The following is a 16,801-nucleotide window of genomic DNA, read 5'->3' on the forward strand; positions in this document are numbered from 1 at the left end:
CTAAATAATATGATTCAATCATTATAGAATTACCTATTTTTTTATTATCTTATATTTTAAAATAAACTTCTATGAATTAAATTTTTTAGAGCGTGTATATTTTATGATAATTAATTTAACTTTAAAATTCTATTCCCTACGTGCTTAGTTAATGCAAAAATACAAAAACTAAATTCCAATACACCATTCAAGTTTTGTCAGAGCATATATTTTAATTTTAAAGTTTCATTTTATAAGGAAGTGTAATCAAAATGGATTTAATGGAAAAATTAAAAATATTATCTAATGCCGCAAAATATGATGTCTCTTGTTCCTCTTCTGGCTCAAAGAGACAGAATGCTAAAAATGGAATAGGCAATGCTTCAGAAGCTGGTATTTGTCACAGCTTTACTCCGGATGGACGTTGCATTTCTCTCCTTAAAATATTATTTTCAAATGATTGTATCTTTGATTGTAAATATTGCATTAATGGATCATCTAGAGATTTTTTAAGAGTAAGCTTTACTCCTGATGAAATATGCAGTCTTGCTATTAATTTTTACAGGCGTAATTATATAGAGGGCCTCTTTTTAAGTTCCGCTGTTATTTATAATCCTAATTATACTATGGAACTTCTACTTAAAACTGTGAAAAAACTGCGTATAGAAAATAAGTTCAATGGTTATATTCATCTAAAAGCTATACCTGGCGCTGATAATGCTTTAATTGAGGAAGCTGGAAAATTTGTTGATAGAATGAGTGTTAATATAGAACTTCCTTCTAGCAATAGTCTTAAACTTTTAGCACCTCAAAAGAGTAAAGAAAAAATTTTACAACCTATGAAAACTATAAAAAATTCAATAATTAATTATAGTGAAATGAAAAAAAGCATAAAAAGTACACCATTGTTTGTACCAGGTGGTCAAAGTACTCAATTAATCGTTGGCGCAACTCCTGAAAGTGATGGAAAAATCCTAAAACTCTCTGAAGCTCTTTACAATAAATATAGTCTAAAGAGAGTGTACTACTCTGCTTATGTCCCTGTAATTAAGGACAATAACCTGCTTCCTGACATTACGCATCCACCAATGCTTAGAGAACATAGACTTTATCAAGCCGATTGGCTTCTTAGATATTATGGATTTAAAGCTAATGAACTCTTGAAGAATGATGATGATAACTTTGATTTAGATTTTGACCCAAAAACACATTGGGCATTATCCAATTTGAATGAATTTCCTATTGAAATTAACAAAGTTTCTTATGAAAAATTATTACGAATACCTGGTATAGGAGTTACTTCTGCTAAGAAAATTTTAAAAATAAGAAGAGTTCATAATCTGACCTTTGATGACTTGAGAAATCTAAGGGTTGTACTTAAAAGAGCTAAATATTTTATTACCTGTAACGGAAAATATCATGGAGATGTTCTTTTTGATACTATTAAAATAAAAAATAAACTTCTAGAACAAGATATTTCTAAAAGTGGCAGCGTAAATCCTAATCAAATATCATTTTTTGATAATATTTCATTTAATGACGTAAAGCTTCCTTCTGGAATTATATTACCTAAGGATAATATTTCTTTATCACATATATCACCTATAAAAATTGAAAATTCTTTAAATAATATAATTCCTAAATCAAATATATTAACATTAGGTGATAAAATTACTTCTTTAACTGGAGAGTTTTGATTATGAAAATATATTTATATGATGATACTTTTGAAGGCCTATTAACTTCCATATATGATGCTTTCTACTCAAATGGATCACCTCCAACATCTATATATGGAAAAAGCCAAACAAATACTCCCCTTCTACTAGGGAATATAGTTGAAATTTCTACTGATATTAATAAGTTCAAAAAAGTAAAAAATGCCATTATAAATAAAATTAATTTCCTCTCATTAAAAAAAATATACTTTGCATTTTTAAGTAATTATGAGGACAAAGGAATAATAATATTTAATTATTTAAAGATAGCCTTTAAACTCGGACCAGATGTTCATGATTTTTTAAATCTAGATGTAATAAGGCTTGTAGATAATATTACAAAAAAAGTTTTAAATGAATGTCATAGATTTGAAGGGTTTATTAGATTTAATCAGATTGAGGAGAAACTTTTATACTCTTCTATTGAACCAGATAATGATATTTTAGAGCTTATTGGAGATCATTTTAAAAATAGATTTCCTAGGGAATATTTTATTATACACGATATTTCTAGACAAAAGGCTTTAATATATAATACAAATTTTTACGAAATAATAGATATGGATATGGAAACTTATGAAAAACTAAAATTTCATAATGATGAATATACAAATCTTTGGAAAACATATTTTAAGTCTACTACCATAGAGGAACGAAAAAATCTTAAACTTCAGTGTAGAATGATGCCTAAACGATATTGGAAGCACATACTAGAAACAAAAATATAATTTAGGTTTACTGCTGAACCCTCGAAAGGGAATATATGCGTTTGTTTCAGTTCTTTGAAGATTTCGCTGGGTGATTTCTAAGAGCACAAGTTGTGCCCAAAGTGCTAGCCTCAAAGCACAGCTTTGAACAAGCACATTTGGAACAACTTCTACTCTAAGATTCACATCCAGCGAAATCTTCTAATGAACGTTGCACAAAAGCATATATTCCCTTTCTTTTCATTAGAAGTAAATTTGAAATGAAAACTATAGACATCCGAAATATAATACATATAAATTTCACAGGACTAGAAAAACTTCGCTGTTACATCTAAATGGTAAGTTGCGCCCATTTATGCTTGTCCAAATTTATTTGGACAAGCAAAATGTAATAACTCCCAAGAAAGGCATACCAACAGCTGATTTTTCAATTCCTGGCTTCACATATATGTATTCTACTTCTTTGTTTTACTATCACTTTAAGTATTTCACATATACCTTCGGTTATTTCTAACATAGATACCAAGTGTAAAGTTAAACAATATTTTATATATTGCAGTATACCAGAAAGGAAGGTCATGCTTTTGTGGAAGTGTTGCATTGAGTATTTAACTGTAGATATTTCCTTAGCAGAAGTTGTTTCATTTATTGCTTGTCACGAGCTTGCCTCGGGATCATGCAGAAATGATGCAACTTCTTCTATTGGAAATTCGCAGTTAAATACTCTAGCAACCTGGAATAAATGCATGACCTTCCTTTCGGTATTTACATATATAACTTTAAGTTCACTCTAGATATCTAGCGTTTCGCCATACCTTTAGTTTGCGTCTTTAATATCTCCATTTACTATGATTTCTAGTTCTCCAGTTTCAGGACTCATAATGAGACCGTGTACCCTTACGTCATTAGGTAAAAGAGGATGATCTTTTATCATTTTAACACTTTCTTTTATTGATTCCTCAACAGATTCAAAACCATGAAGCCATCTCTCAACGTTAACTCCTGCGTTATTTAAAGTTGAAATAGTTTCTTCTTTAATTCCCCTATCTAACATCTTATCAACAAGTTTTTTTGTATTTAGATTACTCATTCCACAGCCATGATGTCCTATTACAAAAACATCTTCTGCTCCGAATTCATATACTGCAACTAATATGCTTCTCATTACGCCACCAAATGGGTGCATAACTGTTGCTCCTGCATCTTTTATTATTTTTGCATCACCATTTTTGATATTCATGGCTTTAGGCAACAATTCTGTTAGTCTTGTATCCATACATGATAATATCGCCATCTTTTTCTTAGGTATCTTAGTTGTCACATATTCCTGATAATCTTTGTTCCCCACAAAACTTTCATTATACTTTATTATTTCTTCTAATTTACTCATTTTAGCCCCACTCCTCGTAAATTTAATAATATAATACGTTTTTTTTATTAACTTAATATTAAGTTAAGTTGGTTTAATTGTAAAGTTATTTTATACACCTTTTAATTCTTACTTACCCATATATTCATGATAAGGCAAACGAATTGAAACTCCTGTCTGATCAAATTTATAATCAGTATCATAAAGCGGGTTTTTATTAGAAACAAGGTTAATTCCAACACTGTAAAGGGCTTTGGCCAATTCATAAGGATCCTGTAGAACAGACCCTGTCATTACTCCTTGTTTAATTAATTCCTGTGCTTCTGGGATTGCATCAACTCCTACAACTGATATATTAGGAGTCTTCCCCCCCTTATTATAACCATACTCTTGCAGTGCTTTAATTGCGCCTATAGCCATGGAATCATTATTTGCAATTATAGCTTCAATTTTATTTCCATACTGTAAAAACAATGTTTTAGTGACATTCTTAGCTTCTTCCTCATTCCAATCACAAACCCTTAATGCGACTTCTTGAGTCTTTATCCCTGAATTATTAATTTTTAATATGGAGTATTCTGTTCTTTTAATTGCTTCTAAATTATTTTGCTCTCCCATTAACATGACATATTGAAGTATATCATCTTTATTTTTATCCATTGCTGTTTTATTTTTATTCCATGCATTTATAATAACTTTTCCTTGTAATAGTCCAGCTTCCTCCGCCTCTGTTCCTATATAGCAAGCTTTATTATAAGATCTTACAGAATCTATCGCAACTGGTTCCCTATTAAATAGAATTACTGGAATATTAATTCCCTTTACTTTATTAATAACTGACTGTGTACTCGTTGTTTGGACTAGATTTACCAGCAAAAGATCAACATCTTGCTTTTCAATTAAATTATTAATATCTTTATCCTGTATAGATTGATCATTCTTCCCATCATAAAAAATAAATTCAATGTTTCCTTCGTTTTCTTTTTGTATCTTTTCTAGATTTTCACGAACTAAAGAAATGTAAGCATCGTCAAATCTATATAATAGTACAGCTACCTTAATAGGTTTCGCTTCAGCAATTCTTGAACTCACCATAATATCACTTTGATTAATGCTCATTAGTGTAGCTGCTGTAATCATGATAACAATTGTTGTAATTATTTTTTTATACATCTTTTATTAGTCCTCCATACTGTTTACTACAAGTTATTTAATCAACTTAAATAACCTTAGATATTATCATTACTTATATATCCTTTGTAAGGAATACGTACTGAAACTCCTGTATCATCAAACTTATACGAAGTTCCATCAAGTGGAGGTCTACCATTAACTAAATTCATTCCTATGAGATAAGTCGCTTCTGCCATGCTAGCTGCATCTTGAGGAACAGATCCAGTCATAATTCCTTGATTAATGAGCTGTATTGCTTTCGGTATCCCATCTACGCCCACAATTGGTATTGTCCTATTTTTATCGCCTCTATTATATCCATACTTTTGCAATGCCTCAATTGCACCTATTGCCATAGCATCATTATTAGAAATTATAACTTCAATTTTATTTGCATTTGATAAGAATAATGCATCCATAGCATCTTTAGCTAAGTTTTCTTCCCAATTACAAACTCTCAAAGCAATTTCTTCTGTTTTAATTCCTGCATCATCGATTGATAAAACAGAATACTTAGTTCTTCCAATTGCCTCCAAGTTATTACGCGGTCCCATAAGCATAACATATTGCATTATATTATCTCCATTTTTATCAATAATGTTTTTATCTTTATTCCATAGGTTAGTAAGAAGTTCGCCTTGCAGTATTCCTGCTTCTGCCGGATTTGTTCCAACAAAATAAGCTTTGCCATAGGATTTTACAGGTTCCATATTTAGTGGTTCTATATTGAATAAACCTAATGGTATATTTTTTTCTTTAACTCTATCTACAATTGTACTCACTCCTGTTGGATCTACTAGATTCAGTAATATAATGTCTGCATTTCCTGCATTAAGTATTGAATTAACATTTCTGTTTTGTAATGATTGATCATTCTTACAGTCATAAAAAGTAAATTCAATATTCCCCGGATTATTTTTCTGAATTTCTTCAAAGCTTTGCTTAAGTAATGCGGTGTATGGATCCTCTAAAGTACGTAATAATATGCTTGCTCTTACTGGCCTTCCTTCAGTAGCTGTTAACCTAGAATTAGCAGCTACTTTACTAGAATTTAGAAATAAATTTATTATCATAATTATAATAGTGCACAATACCGATATCTTTTTAGAATTTCTCATTTTTATCCTCCGTTTATTTATCAAATAGCTCCCTACTCTTCCTAGCATCTCGATACTTAAGGTTCCTATGAAGATAGACCTATTTTCATAGGACTTTGTGAAGACTTTGCCTCATAGTCAGTTTCTATATATAAAAAACACATTAAATTTATTATTTATTTTTTAAATCATTTATTTTATTATGTGTCTAATAAATAACTTTATACTGGTATAAAGCATATTGAATATAATCTAACTATAAATATAGATTCTTCTGATAAAAATTTATAAAAATAGAAGTATGCTTATACAAAAAAGGAAGTAAATCGAAAAAGACTTACTTCTTTTTTTGTAATAAATATACTTCTACATTATTCATACATATAGATAACACAATCATAAACTATACTCAGACTATGAAATATATTCCAATCAGAAATGAGTGATATACTTTTGTGGAATGTTTCATTGGCAATTTTGATGGATGTGATTCCTTGGCTATAAGTTGTTCCAAATGTGCTAGTTCAAAGCTTGTCTTTGAGGCTAGCACTTTGGGTACAACTTTATAGTCTTAGAATCACCCATCATAATTGCCCGGAAACTGGAATAAAAGTATATTATTCATTTCGGTGTAGCATACGCATAAGCATAGATTATAGTTCGTTTATTCATAATTTTATTTGCTTTCTATATATAAATCAACATTATCACTAGTAACCTCAGCATGAAGAGTCCTAATATACTTTCCTTTCTCAAGTCCCTCAATGGAATTTACATTTCCATGAGAAGCTAATGTATATGCAAGATTGAAGATCGCATTTGCCTGTTTTTTCGAATCGTTTAAAATAGTTCCTATCATAGATCCATTTTTAACTGCCTCTAACGCTTTAGGAAGCCCATCAATTCCTACAACCAGTGGTTTTTTACCGCTTATATTAGCATCATTTATTGCATTTATTGCTCCAAGTGCCATCTCATCATTATTGCTAAATACAACTTCAATTTTATCTCCAAAACTTTTAATCCATTGTGACATCTTTGTTGTTGCCTGAGCACTTTGCCAATTTGCCGTATCATCAGCTAATTTCTCTAATTCAATTCCATTTTGAGTTATAGTTTTAATGCAATATTCCGTTCTAATTAAAGAATCTTGATGTCCTTGTTCTCCTTCAAGCATTACATACTGGATTTTACCATCTCCATTTTTATCTACCATTCTATTGTCTTTTTTATAAGCATTTATAATGATATTTGCTTGCATCTCACCCGATTGCTGAGCATCTGCTCCAACGTAATAGAGCTTATTCCATCTTTCCATATCTTCCTCTACTGGTTCACGATTAAAGAAAACAATTGGAATATTAGCTGATTTTGCTTTATCAATAATCATAGATGCTGCTGTACGATCAACCATATTTACACATATAACATCGTAATTCTGCGCAACAAATTTATCTACTTGATTGCTTTGGTTAATTAAATTTCCTTTAGCATCTGCAACATTCACAATGATCTTATATTTACCTTGATTCTCCTTCTCTTTTGCTATATCCTCAATATTCTTTGCAATTTCTGATATAAATGCATCATCTTGTTTATATAAGGTTACACCTATTTTTATTTCCTTAATATCATTACTATAATTTGCTGATTTCACATTTGCACTACAAGATGACAATACATTAAAAATTGAGACTACTGTTAAAAGCCCTGATAATTTCTTAATTAATCTCACTACAATCCCTCCACCATATGATTCCATCAAGCACAACAATACATTTATACAAAAGTTCATTCTTGCATTTATAGTGCTTATCTAACAAATGGGAATAATAATCTTTGATTTTCTTCCGAATACATATTTTTTGTATTTATAACTGTTGAAGAGATAATGTTATTGGGCATATCTTTTTTATTAATCTTATATACTGCTGATTTTATACTTAGATATCCTACATTAAATTCATTTTGAATAGCTGTTGCACTAATAACCTTATCTTCTAAAAAAGAAAGAATTTTGCTTGTACTTCCTGTCCCATATATCTCTATTGATGCTTTTTCTTTGTTAATACCAATTACATCCTTTTTAGCTTGAGAAACATTCTCTAATAATCCTGCATCAAATGTAACCACAACATCAATATTATTGTTCTCTAACAAACTTTTAGCTTGATTATAATAAGTAGTCTGCTTATCTTCTGAAAAATCCCAAAATGTACATTTGTTATATGTTCGATTCATAACACTCATGAATCCATTATATCGTTCCTTTACACTGCTACACTCTAAGTTGTTTTTGATTATTAAAATATTCTTATTCATATCTCCGTTCTTTATTAATTCTTCCCCCAAGCTAGATCCAAGCTTATAGTTATCACAAGAAATACTGGGCTGAGCATGTTCTGATTTTATAGTAGAATCAAATAATATAATTGGTATCTTTTTTCTAGCATTTTCTATTGGTTCTGCCATTTTCTCATAATCTGCAGGCGATATAATTATTGCATCTGCCTTATTTTTTATCTCTCGTTCTATAAGTTCTTTCTGTTCGTCAATACTATTATCTTCCGACAAAGTAACAAAACTTACATTAACATTCATTTCTGAAGCTGCCTGCTCTATCCCCTGTCTCATTATCATTAAGCTTTCACTGTTTCTTCCTCTAGTTATAATTGATATGTTGTATATCCTTATATCTTTTTCATGCCACAATGTATTATTTAAGAAAAGTAAGAAAGATAATATTAATAGCAAAAATAAAGTAATAAAAATTTGCTTCCTTTTTCTCTTCACTATTTATCTTCCTCCCTCTTTCTAATTTCATAAAAGTCCACACATGGCATATGAATGCGAACTGTTGTCCCTTCATCTGGCTCGCTATAAATTTCGAGTCCATATCTCTTTCCAAAATATAATTGTATTCTTTCATTAACATTCTTCAAACCTATACCAGAGCTCTTCTTTTCAATCTTGCTTTCACCTGTTAAAAGGCTATTTGCAACATCTTGAAGCATTCCAAGTCCGTTATCTACAACATCAATATATAACTCATTATCTTTTGCATATGCCTTTACTAAAATCTCACCATCTCCCCCCATAAATTCCATACCATGATAAATTGCGTTTTCAATTAACGGTTGAATAATTAATTTAATACTTCCATAATTAAGAACTTTCTCATCAACTTCAATATTATATGTGAATTTATTTTTATACCGTATATTTTGTATGGTCAAATAATTTCGTGCATGCTCAATTTCATCTCTCACTGTTATTATATTTTTGCCTTTACTTAAGCTTATTCTAAAAAGTTTTGCTAAAGCAGTTACCATAATTATTGCCCCATCATAATTTTCATTTTCTATCATCCATATGATTGAATCCAATGTGTTATATAAAAAATGGGGATTAATTTGTGCTTGAAGAGCATTAAGCTCACTTTTTCTTTTTGATTCTTGTTCAATCATTATGTTGTCCATAAGTGTATGCATTTGGTTGACCATAGAACGAATTGCTTTTCCTAAATGCTGAACTTCATATGATCCACTTATCGAAATATCTACATCTTTTACTCCATTTTCCAATTTCTTCACGCACTTTTCTAACAATCGTATTGGGTTAGCTATTCTCGAAGAAACAAACATATTAAGAAATACAAGTATAAATATAGCGAAAGACATAATGAACACAGCAAATATACTCATTTGATAATAATCTGAAGTAATATCTAACATCGGTGTAATTCCGACAATTCTCCATCCAGTGTATCCAACAGTCTTAACTGTAACTAATCTTTTTTCTCCTCTGAAAGTTTCTATATGATTTCCATCATCATAAGCTGCTTCAATTTTATTATTTTCATCTATTAAATCTGAATAAATCAATTGCTGCCTAGGATGATAAATAATTTCGCCTTCTCTATCAACTAAATAAACATATCCTGACTTTCCTATATTTGCATTTTTACATATCTGCTCTATTCCACTAAAATTTATATCAACTAACAATACTCCAGATGTTGTTTTCTTATTATTAGTAAGTTCAATAGCCCTACTTAATGATACGACCCAACGATATTTATAATCTGGATCTACAAATAAATTTTGAACATGAGGTGTTGAAAAATGTAAATTTTCTTTCTTATCTATCGCTTTAGTAAACCAATCACTCACTCGTGGATCAATAGAGCTTTTTAATTGTTTTACAGGAGATGCCGCTATAACTTCCCCATCTTGCGAAAAGGCACATATGCTTATAAGTGAATCTTTATTTGTTTCATACAATAAGTCCATTTCTTTATCTATGGTATCTGTAGCCAAATCTTTCTTCTTAATTACATTGTAATAAGTGGTGTCAGACACTTTCATCATATTCCTCAGATAAGAATCTAAATTCAAATTTACTTGATCTAACATAGATTTATTATGCTCTGATACCATTTCTTCAGTGGAAGTTATAAAACGAAAATATAGAGCCCCTCCAACAGTAACCATTCCTATAACTGCTATTACGGTAAAAGAAATTGATATTATATGTTGTATACTTCCGCTGTTAACGTAATTTATTGTCTTCTGTATTTTTCTCTTAAATAAATTAAGCATAGTAAATCAACTCAATTCTTTCTATACTTTGATGGAGATACTCCAAACTGTTTCTTAAAAACATAACTAAAATAATTAGCTTCTGGATATCCAACTTTTTCCGCTATCATGTATGTCTTATCATCTGTTGTATTCAAAAGTTTAACTGCTTCTTCTAAACGTGTTGCTGTGAGATAATTTACGAAGCTTGTTCCTGTTTCCTTCTTAAACATTGTAGAAAAATATGTTGGACTAACATGCAATTTAGAACATAATTTTTCTACTGAAACATCATAATCACTATAATTTTCTTTTATATATTGTTTTGCTTTTTCAATAAGCATCATAGATGAATTGATTCGCTCTCTTTTAATATAACTATTTATCCTAATAGCTTTTTCTATAATCCATTTTTTGACTTCATGAATAGAATTAAAGGATTCTAAATAACTATATGCATTAAAATTTTCACCAAAAATTTCTTCTATATCAAATGCATATGTTTGAACAAGTTTTAAAAGTGACGTCATAATTTCCATAAGATAAATTCTATATTGATTAAAAGGCAATAATAAATCTTCTGTTTTCTTAAACAAACTATCAATTGCCTCTGAAATTTCATCCTCTGAAGAAATTTTTATTGCATTTAACATTGATCGTTCTTCTTTCTCATCAAGTTGTAGCTGGATTGAATTATCTGGCTCTACATCATCAATATAAATAGCCTTTCCAGCTCCTAATATAAATCTATAATCTAATGCATTTTGTGCAGTTCTATATGAAAAACGTATTTGCGAAGGATTACTATAAACATACCCTATTCCTGCAGATATTGTTAAACTCATAATTCTCTTATAAACCTTACAAACCTCATTTATACCTTTTATAAATAATAATATATCTTCCTTTTTTTCAAAGTTACCCATAACTATTACCATACCAGAATAAATAAAACTAATAAATTTACAATACTTATCCATATTTTCATCTACAATTTTCTTAATAGAAATTGGTGTAAGTGCTGATTCCTTTTGCCCCGAAAAACTATTTAAGTTTTCTTCAAAGGATAGTGTTCCATCTGCCTGAATAATCCCTACTGTTAAATGCTTATACTTGAATTCTATTCCCAGCTCCTCCATTTGTTCATGCCATTGTTCTTCATTTATCCTACCTTCAATTGCACCAACTAAAAATTGTTCTCTAATTACTGGTAGACTTTTAATATAATGCTTATAAAGTGTTTCTAAATTTCGTTTTTCGTTATATTCACGATCGAGCTGTTCTTTTAACCTCACTAAAACTTCTATAAGTTCTGCGGAGTTAATCGGTTTCAAAACATATTCAACTACATTTATCTTTATTGCTTTATGAGCATACTCAAAATCATCACATCCTGAAAATACAATAATTTTTGTAGATGGCATTAATTCTACCAACCTTTTTCCTAGTTCCAACCCATCCATAAATGGCATTTTAATATCCGTCATTATAACATCTGGCTGTAGTTTTTCTGCTTTTTCCAAGGCATCTTGTCCATTCTCAGCATCACCAACAACTATAAATCCATTGGCTTCCCAATCAATCTTTTTTATGATTCCAAGACGTATTTCTTCTTCATCGTCTACAATCATAATTCTATATAAATTCATTTAACTACCTCCGATAGATGAATTATTTAATAAGGCACATTAAAATAAATAACAATTAGAACTGCCATGAATATTTTTTATCAGCCAATAAGACAAATTGCTCTCATATCAGCTCTATTAGGGCACTTTAGCAACAAAGTATGATTTAAAAATACTGACAGATAGATTTGTTATTTTTTGATTATGCCTAAATACTATTATACATTATGTATTAAATTATTACTAGCACGAGTGCTAAAGCTTACCAATTTGATTATTATTTAGAAAATAAATAAAATACAGGCAAATCTCTAGCTAAAAAACTAATGATTTGCCTGCATTTTATTTATTTAATAATTATTTTCTTCTGTATTTTGCCATATCTATTGCAACTGCAACTGCTATGATGATACCTTTTATAACTTGTTGCCACATAGGACTTACCGCTATAAATTGTAATCCATATTGGATAACAGTAAAGATTAAAACACCACTTACTATTCCACCAACTTTACCAACACCACCATTTAATGAAACACCACCAACAACGCACGCTGCGATTGCATCAAGCTCATAACCATTACCATAGTTATTTGTTGCACCAGCTGTTCTAGCTGCTTCAAGTACGCCACCAACACCATATAAAAGTGATGCGAAGATGAATATACCCATAATAGTTGCAAATACATTTACTCCAGAAACTACTGCTGCTTCACGGTTACCACCAATAGCATATACATTCTTACCAAATACAGTTTTATTTAAAATAAACCAAACTAGAATTATGAATACTACAGCAATTGGAACTAGAATTGATATTCCTGGGAAACTTCCAATTTGAAATAATTTTGTTTGTCCAAGATCTATAAAGTCTTGACGAATACCACCAATAGGTTGTGATTTGTTTGGAGGTAAGTCAAAGTATAGAGATGTTACACCATATACTATAACTTGAGATGCCAATGTTGCAATAAATGGATGCATATCATATTTTGCAACTAAGAAACCATTAAGAACTCCAAATATAGCACATCCAACTATTGCTAATAATATTGGAATAATAACTGCTAATTGTGGCATATTAGGGAAGAATCTATTTGCATAATCAGGGTTTTGCAACATTGAAGTTGATATTACAGCTGCAAGACCTACCATACGTCCTGCTGATAAATCAGTACCAGCAATTAATAATGTAAAACATATTCCTAAAGCAACAATCATTTTTGTTGATGATTGTGTCAAAATATCTAGAAATACAGCATATTGCATAAAACGTGGTTGAATTATCATAATTACAACTACTAGTAATAATAATGCTATAATAATCGCATTATCTGTAAAGAAATGTTTTACAGTCTTTGATGAAAAAATAACATCCATGTCTGCATTCTTCTTATCTAAAAACTGTTTTGCGCCATAAACAAGTAATGCTATACCAACTCCACCTACATAAATTGGTAAATCATAAAATACACTTGGATCTAAAATAAAATTAAAAACAATTCCTAAAGCCACCAAAAAAGCACCAATACCTAAAAATATTTTTCCAAAGCCTTTTCGTGAAACTATCTTCTCTCCACTCATATTACATACCTCACTTTCTTTCTCTCCTACCAAAATCATTTGTTATAAAAATTCATTTATCCAATACCTAGCATCCGTAATATTTTCACCTCTTTATAAGTAGGATAAAATAACGACTGCACACTCATGGACATTGGGCCACTTAAGGACATAAGTTCAACTAAAATTCAGCTATGGATTCCCCCTACCTGAATCAAGTCCCACTTGATAAAGGAGATATTTCTTATTGCATAAATTTTGTAGCAAGATTCATAACTTTTACTGAATCTGCTTCACTTTGATCTAAAATTCCAGTAACCTTACCTTCACACATGACCATAACTCTATCTGACATACCAAGCAATTCTGGCATTTCAGAAGAAATCATAATAATTGACTTGCCCTTCTTAACCAATTCATGCATGATCGAATAGATTTCATACTTAGCTCCAACGTCAATACCTCTTGTAGGCTCATCCAATATAAGAATATCTGGATTTGTAAGAAGCCAACGTGCAATTAAAACTTTTTGTTGATTTCCACCTGAAAGATTTTGAATCAATTGTTCCATGCTTGGTGTTTTAGTTCTAAGTTCTTGATTTGACTGCTTTGCAGCTTTATATCTCTTTGCTTCTTGCAAAACTCCTGCTTTAGCATATTCTTTTTGACTTGCAATTACAGTATTATCTAGTACTGAAAGAATTCCAAATATACCAGTAGCACGTCTTTCTTCTGTTAACAGTGCAAAACCATACTCTTTTGCATCTTTGGGGATTTTTATTTTTATAATCTTCCCATCTTTTTCTACAGTACCAGAGACTACTTCACGAAGTCCAAATAAAGCTTCGACTAATTCTGTACGTTGTGCCCCAACAAGACCACCTATTCCTAGTATTTCACCCTTATGTAAATCAAAGCTTACATTTTGGAATGATTTTTTAATTGGAGAACAAAGATTTTCTACCCTTAATACAACATCTTTACTTGGTGTATATTCTCTTGGTGGAAATCTATTAGTCATATCACGACCAACCATACGATTTATAATTAAGTCTGTTGTAAGATCCTTAGCATCCCAAGTTCCTACATACTGACCATCTCTCATAATTGTTACTTCATCTGATATCTTAAGAATTTCCTCCATCTTATGGGATATGTATATAATTGCACAGCCCTTATTTTGAAGTTGTTTTATTATCTTAAATAAATGCTTAGTTTCATTTTCTGTTAATGATGAAGTCGGTTCATCCATAATAATAATTTTAGAATTATAGCTAACAGCCTTTGCTATTTCAACTAATTGAAGATTAGATGGTGAAAGTGTTCCCGCTAATGCTTCAGGATTTATATCTAACTCAATTTCTTCAAATAATTCCTTTGTTTTCTTAATCATAGTTTTCTTATCAACAGCAATTCCTTTCATTGGAAATCTGCCAAGCCAAATGTTTTCCATAACTGGACGGAAACGAATTGGGTGCAATTCTTGATGTATCATTGATACACCTAAATCCAATGCTTGTTTTGAAGTATTTATCTCCATTTTCTTTCCATCTAATATGATCTCTCCACCATCTTCATGATAAATACCAAATAGACATTTCATTAGGGTTGATTTCCCAGCACCATTTTCTCCCATTAATGCATGGACACTTCCCTTGCGAACCTTCAATGTTACACCATCTAATGCTTTTACTCCTGGAAATACCTTTGTTATGTTATTCATCTCCAGTACATATTCACCCATACAAGCATCCTCCTTTTCTAAATAATAATTCAGGGATGGGGATTTTTTATAATCTCGCATCCCTGACAATTTCTATGTCAGATATATCTTATTTTAAATAATCCTTGTAGTTATCTTGAGTAACTTTTACATAGTCAATCCATACATATTTTCCATCAGTTACATCAAATCCAACATTTTCTTTATTAATTTCTTTACCTTGAGCAGCTGCTAAAGCTATATTAACTGTAGCCTTACCTTGGTTTTGTGCATCATTTAGAACTGTTCCAAGAAGTGATCCTTCTTTCATAGCTTGTAATGCTGGTGCTGTTGCATCAACTCCAACTACTGGAATATATTTAGATGCATCACCTTTGTTATATCCTTCAGCTTTTAATGCTTCTACTGCACCAAGAGCCATATCATCATTGTTACAAAGAACTGCTTCTATCTTATCAACGCCTTGCCCTGTCATAAATGCTTTCATAAGGTCAGTAGCTTTTGCCTTGTCCCACATTGCTGTATCAGCAGCAAGTTTTTGAGTTTTTAATCCTGCAGCTTCAATAGCTTTTATAGAATATTCTGTACGAAGAGTAGCATCTTGATGTCCTGGTTCTCCTTGAAGCATTACGTATTGTACCACTCCATCATGATTTTTGTCTGCTTCTGGATGTGCTTTGAAGTAGTCAGCTATAAGTTGACCTGATAAAGTTCCTGATTGTTCTGCATGTGCACCTACATACCAAACCTTATCATAGCTATCCATATCTGCTTTTTCTGGCTCACGATTTAAAAATACGATTGGAAGTTTCTTAGCTTTTGCTTTTTCAATGATAGGACCTGCTGCAGTTCTATCAACTGGATTTATTGCTAAAGCGTTTACACCTTTTGTAATAAATGTATCAACTTGCTCATTTTGAGTAGGTTGTTTATTTTGTGAATCCACTAGTTCAATAGTTGATCCTTTTTCCTTAGCTTCACCTTCCATAGCAGTACGAACTCCTGTCATGAAAGTATCATCAAATTTATATATTGCAGAACCAATTAAAGTATTTGAAGATTTAGTACTTGTTTGTGCATCCCCTCCAGAACTTGCACTCTTATTTGCTCCACATCCTGCCATTGTTGCAACTATAGCTGCTGACATTACAATTGTTAATAGACTCTTAAACCTTTTCATTTTTACCCCTCCATATTCTTATCTAAATCCTAAAACAAAGACTCAAATTTGTTCTTCGTTTACATTACTAATTATAGGGGTTTT

General features: G+C 30.8%; 13 protein-coding genes. 3 read left to right on the top strand and 10 right to left on the bottom strand.

Going from position 1 to position 16,801, the window contains the following annotated elements; genetic code table 11:
• Window positions 1-251: 251 nt before the first annotated feature.
• From ACJDTP_RS17730 to ACJDTP_RS17740, 3 genes are all read left to right on the top strand, one after another.
• The gene (locus ACJDTP_RS17730) at window positions 252-1,676 is read left to right on the top strand and encodes a putative DNA modification/repair radical SAM protein (RefSeq protein ID WP_406761990.1); all 1,425 of its coding nucleotides are present in this window, start codon (window positions 252-254) and stop codon (window positions 1,674-1,676) included.
• A 2-nt stretch (window positions 1,677-1,678) separates the two neighbouring features.
• Window positions 1,679-2,425, top strand: coding sequence for a TIGR03915 family putative DNA repair protein (locus ACJDTP_RS17735; protein WP_406761991.1), 747 nt, complete (start codon window positions 1,679-1,681; stop codon window positions 2,423-2,425).
• 563 nt (window positions 2,426-2,988) lie between these two features.
• Window positions 2,989-3,198 (top strand): hypothetical protein, encoded by a 210-nt coding sequence (locus ACJDTP_RS17740; protein WP_078114474.1) that lies wholly within the window; start codon window positions 2,989-2,991, stop codon window positions 3,196-3,198.
• A gap of 23 nt (window positions 3,199-3,221) precedes the next feature.
• Here the strand turns inward: ACJDTP_RS17740 and ACJDTP_RS17745 are convergent, their stop codons facing one another.
• From ACJDTP_RS17745 to ACJDTP_RS17790, 10 genes are all read right to left on the bottom strand, one after another.
• Window positions 3,222-3,794 (bottom strand): beta-class carbonic anhydrase, encoded by a 573-nt coding sequence (locus ACJDTP_RS17745; protein ID WP_078114473.1) that lies wholly within the window; start codon window positions 3,792-3,794, stop codon window positions 3,222-3,224.
• A 108-nt stretch (window positions 3,795-3,902) separates the two neighbouring features.
• Window positions 3,903-4,946, bottom strand: a complete 1,044-nt coding sequence (locus tag ACJDTP_RS17750) for a galactose ABC transporter substrate-binding protein (RefSeq protein WP_406761992.1) — start codon at window positions 4,944-4,946, stop codon at window positions 3,903-3,905.
• 56 nt (window positions 4,947-5,002) lie between these two features.
• The gene (locus ACJDTP_RS17755; RefSeq protein WP_406761993.1) at window positions 5,003-6,064 is read right to left on the bottom strand and encodes a galactose ABC transporter substrate-binding protein; all 1,062 of its coding nucleotides are present in this window, start codon (window positions 6,062-6,064) and stop codon (window positions 5,003-5,005) included.
• 655 nt (window positions 6,065-6,719) lie between these two features.
• Window positions 6,720-7,778 (bottom strand): galactose ABC transporter substrate-binding protein, encoded by a 1,059-nt coding sequence (locus ACJDTP_RS17760; RefSeq protein WP_406761994.1) that lies wholly within the window; start codon window positions 7,776-7,778, stop codon window positions 6,720-6,722.
• A 77-nt stretch (window positions 7,779-7,855) separates the two neighbouring features.
• Window positions 7,856-8,836 (bottom strand): substrate-binding domain-containing protein, encoded by a 981-nt coding sequence (locus ACJDTP_RS17765; protein ID WP_406761995.1) that lies wholly within the window; start codon window positions 8,834-8,836, stop codon window positions 7,856-7,858.
• Window positions 8,836-10,644, bottom strand: a complete 1,809-nt coding sequence (locus tag ACJDTP_RS17770) for a sensor histidine kinase (protein ID WP_406761996.1) — start codon at window positions 10,642-10,644, stop codon at window positions 8,836-8,838. The genes ACJDTP_RS17765 and ACJDTP_RS17770 overlap by 1 nt, the downstream gene beginning before the upstream one ends.
• Before the next feature lie 11 nt (window positions 10,645-10,655).
• Complete coding sequence (locus tag ACJDTP_RS17775; RefSeq protein ID WP_406761997.1) at window positions 10,656-12,272, bottom strand: response regulator; 1,617 nt, start codon at window positions 12,270-12,272, stop codon at window positions 10,656-10,658.
• Between the two features lie 336 nt (window positions 12,273-12,608).
• Window positions 12,609-13,835, bottom strand: coding sequence for a galactose/methyl galactoside ABC transporter permease MglC (gene mglC / locus ACJDTP_RS17780; protein ID WP_017212605.1), 1,227 nt, complete (start codon window positions 13,833-13,835; stop codon window positions 12,609-12,611).
• Between the two features lie 223 nt (window positions 13,836-14,058).
• A complete protein-coding gene (locus ACJDTP_RS17785) occupies window positions 14,059-15,558 on the bottom strand; it encodes a sugar ABC transporter ATP-binding protein (RefSeq protein WP_077856089.1) in 1,500 nt (499 codons plus the stop codon).
• 88 nt (window positions 15,559-15,646) lie between these two features.
• Window positions 15,647-16,717, bottom strand: coding sequence for a galactose ABC transporter substrate-binding protein (locus ACJDTP_RS17790; RefSeq protein WP_012060590.1), 1,071 nt, complete (start codon window positions 16,715-16,717; stop codon window positions 15,647-15,649).
• Between the last annotated feature and the right edge of the window lie 84 nt (window positions 16,718-16,801).

The organism is Candidatus Clostridium helianthi, from assembly GCF_045310795.1.
In the GTDB taxonomy this organism is placed as follows: Bacteria; Bacillota; Clostridia; order Clostridiales; family Clostridiaceae; genus Clostridium; species Clostridium helianthi.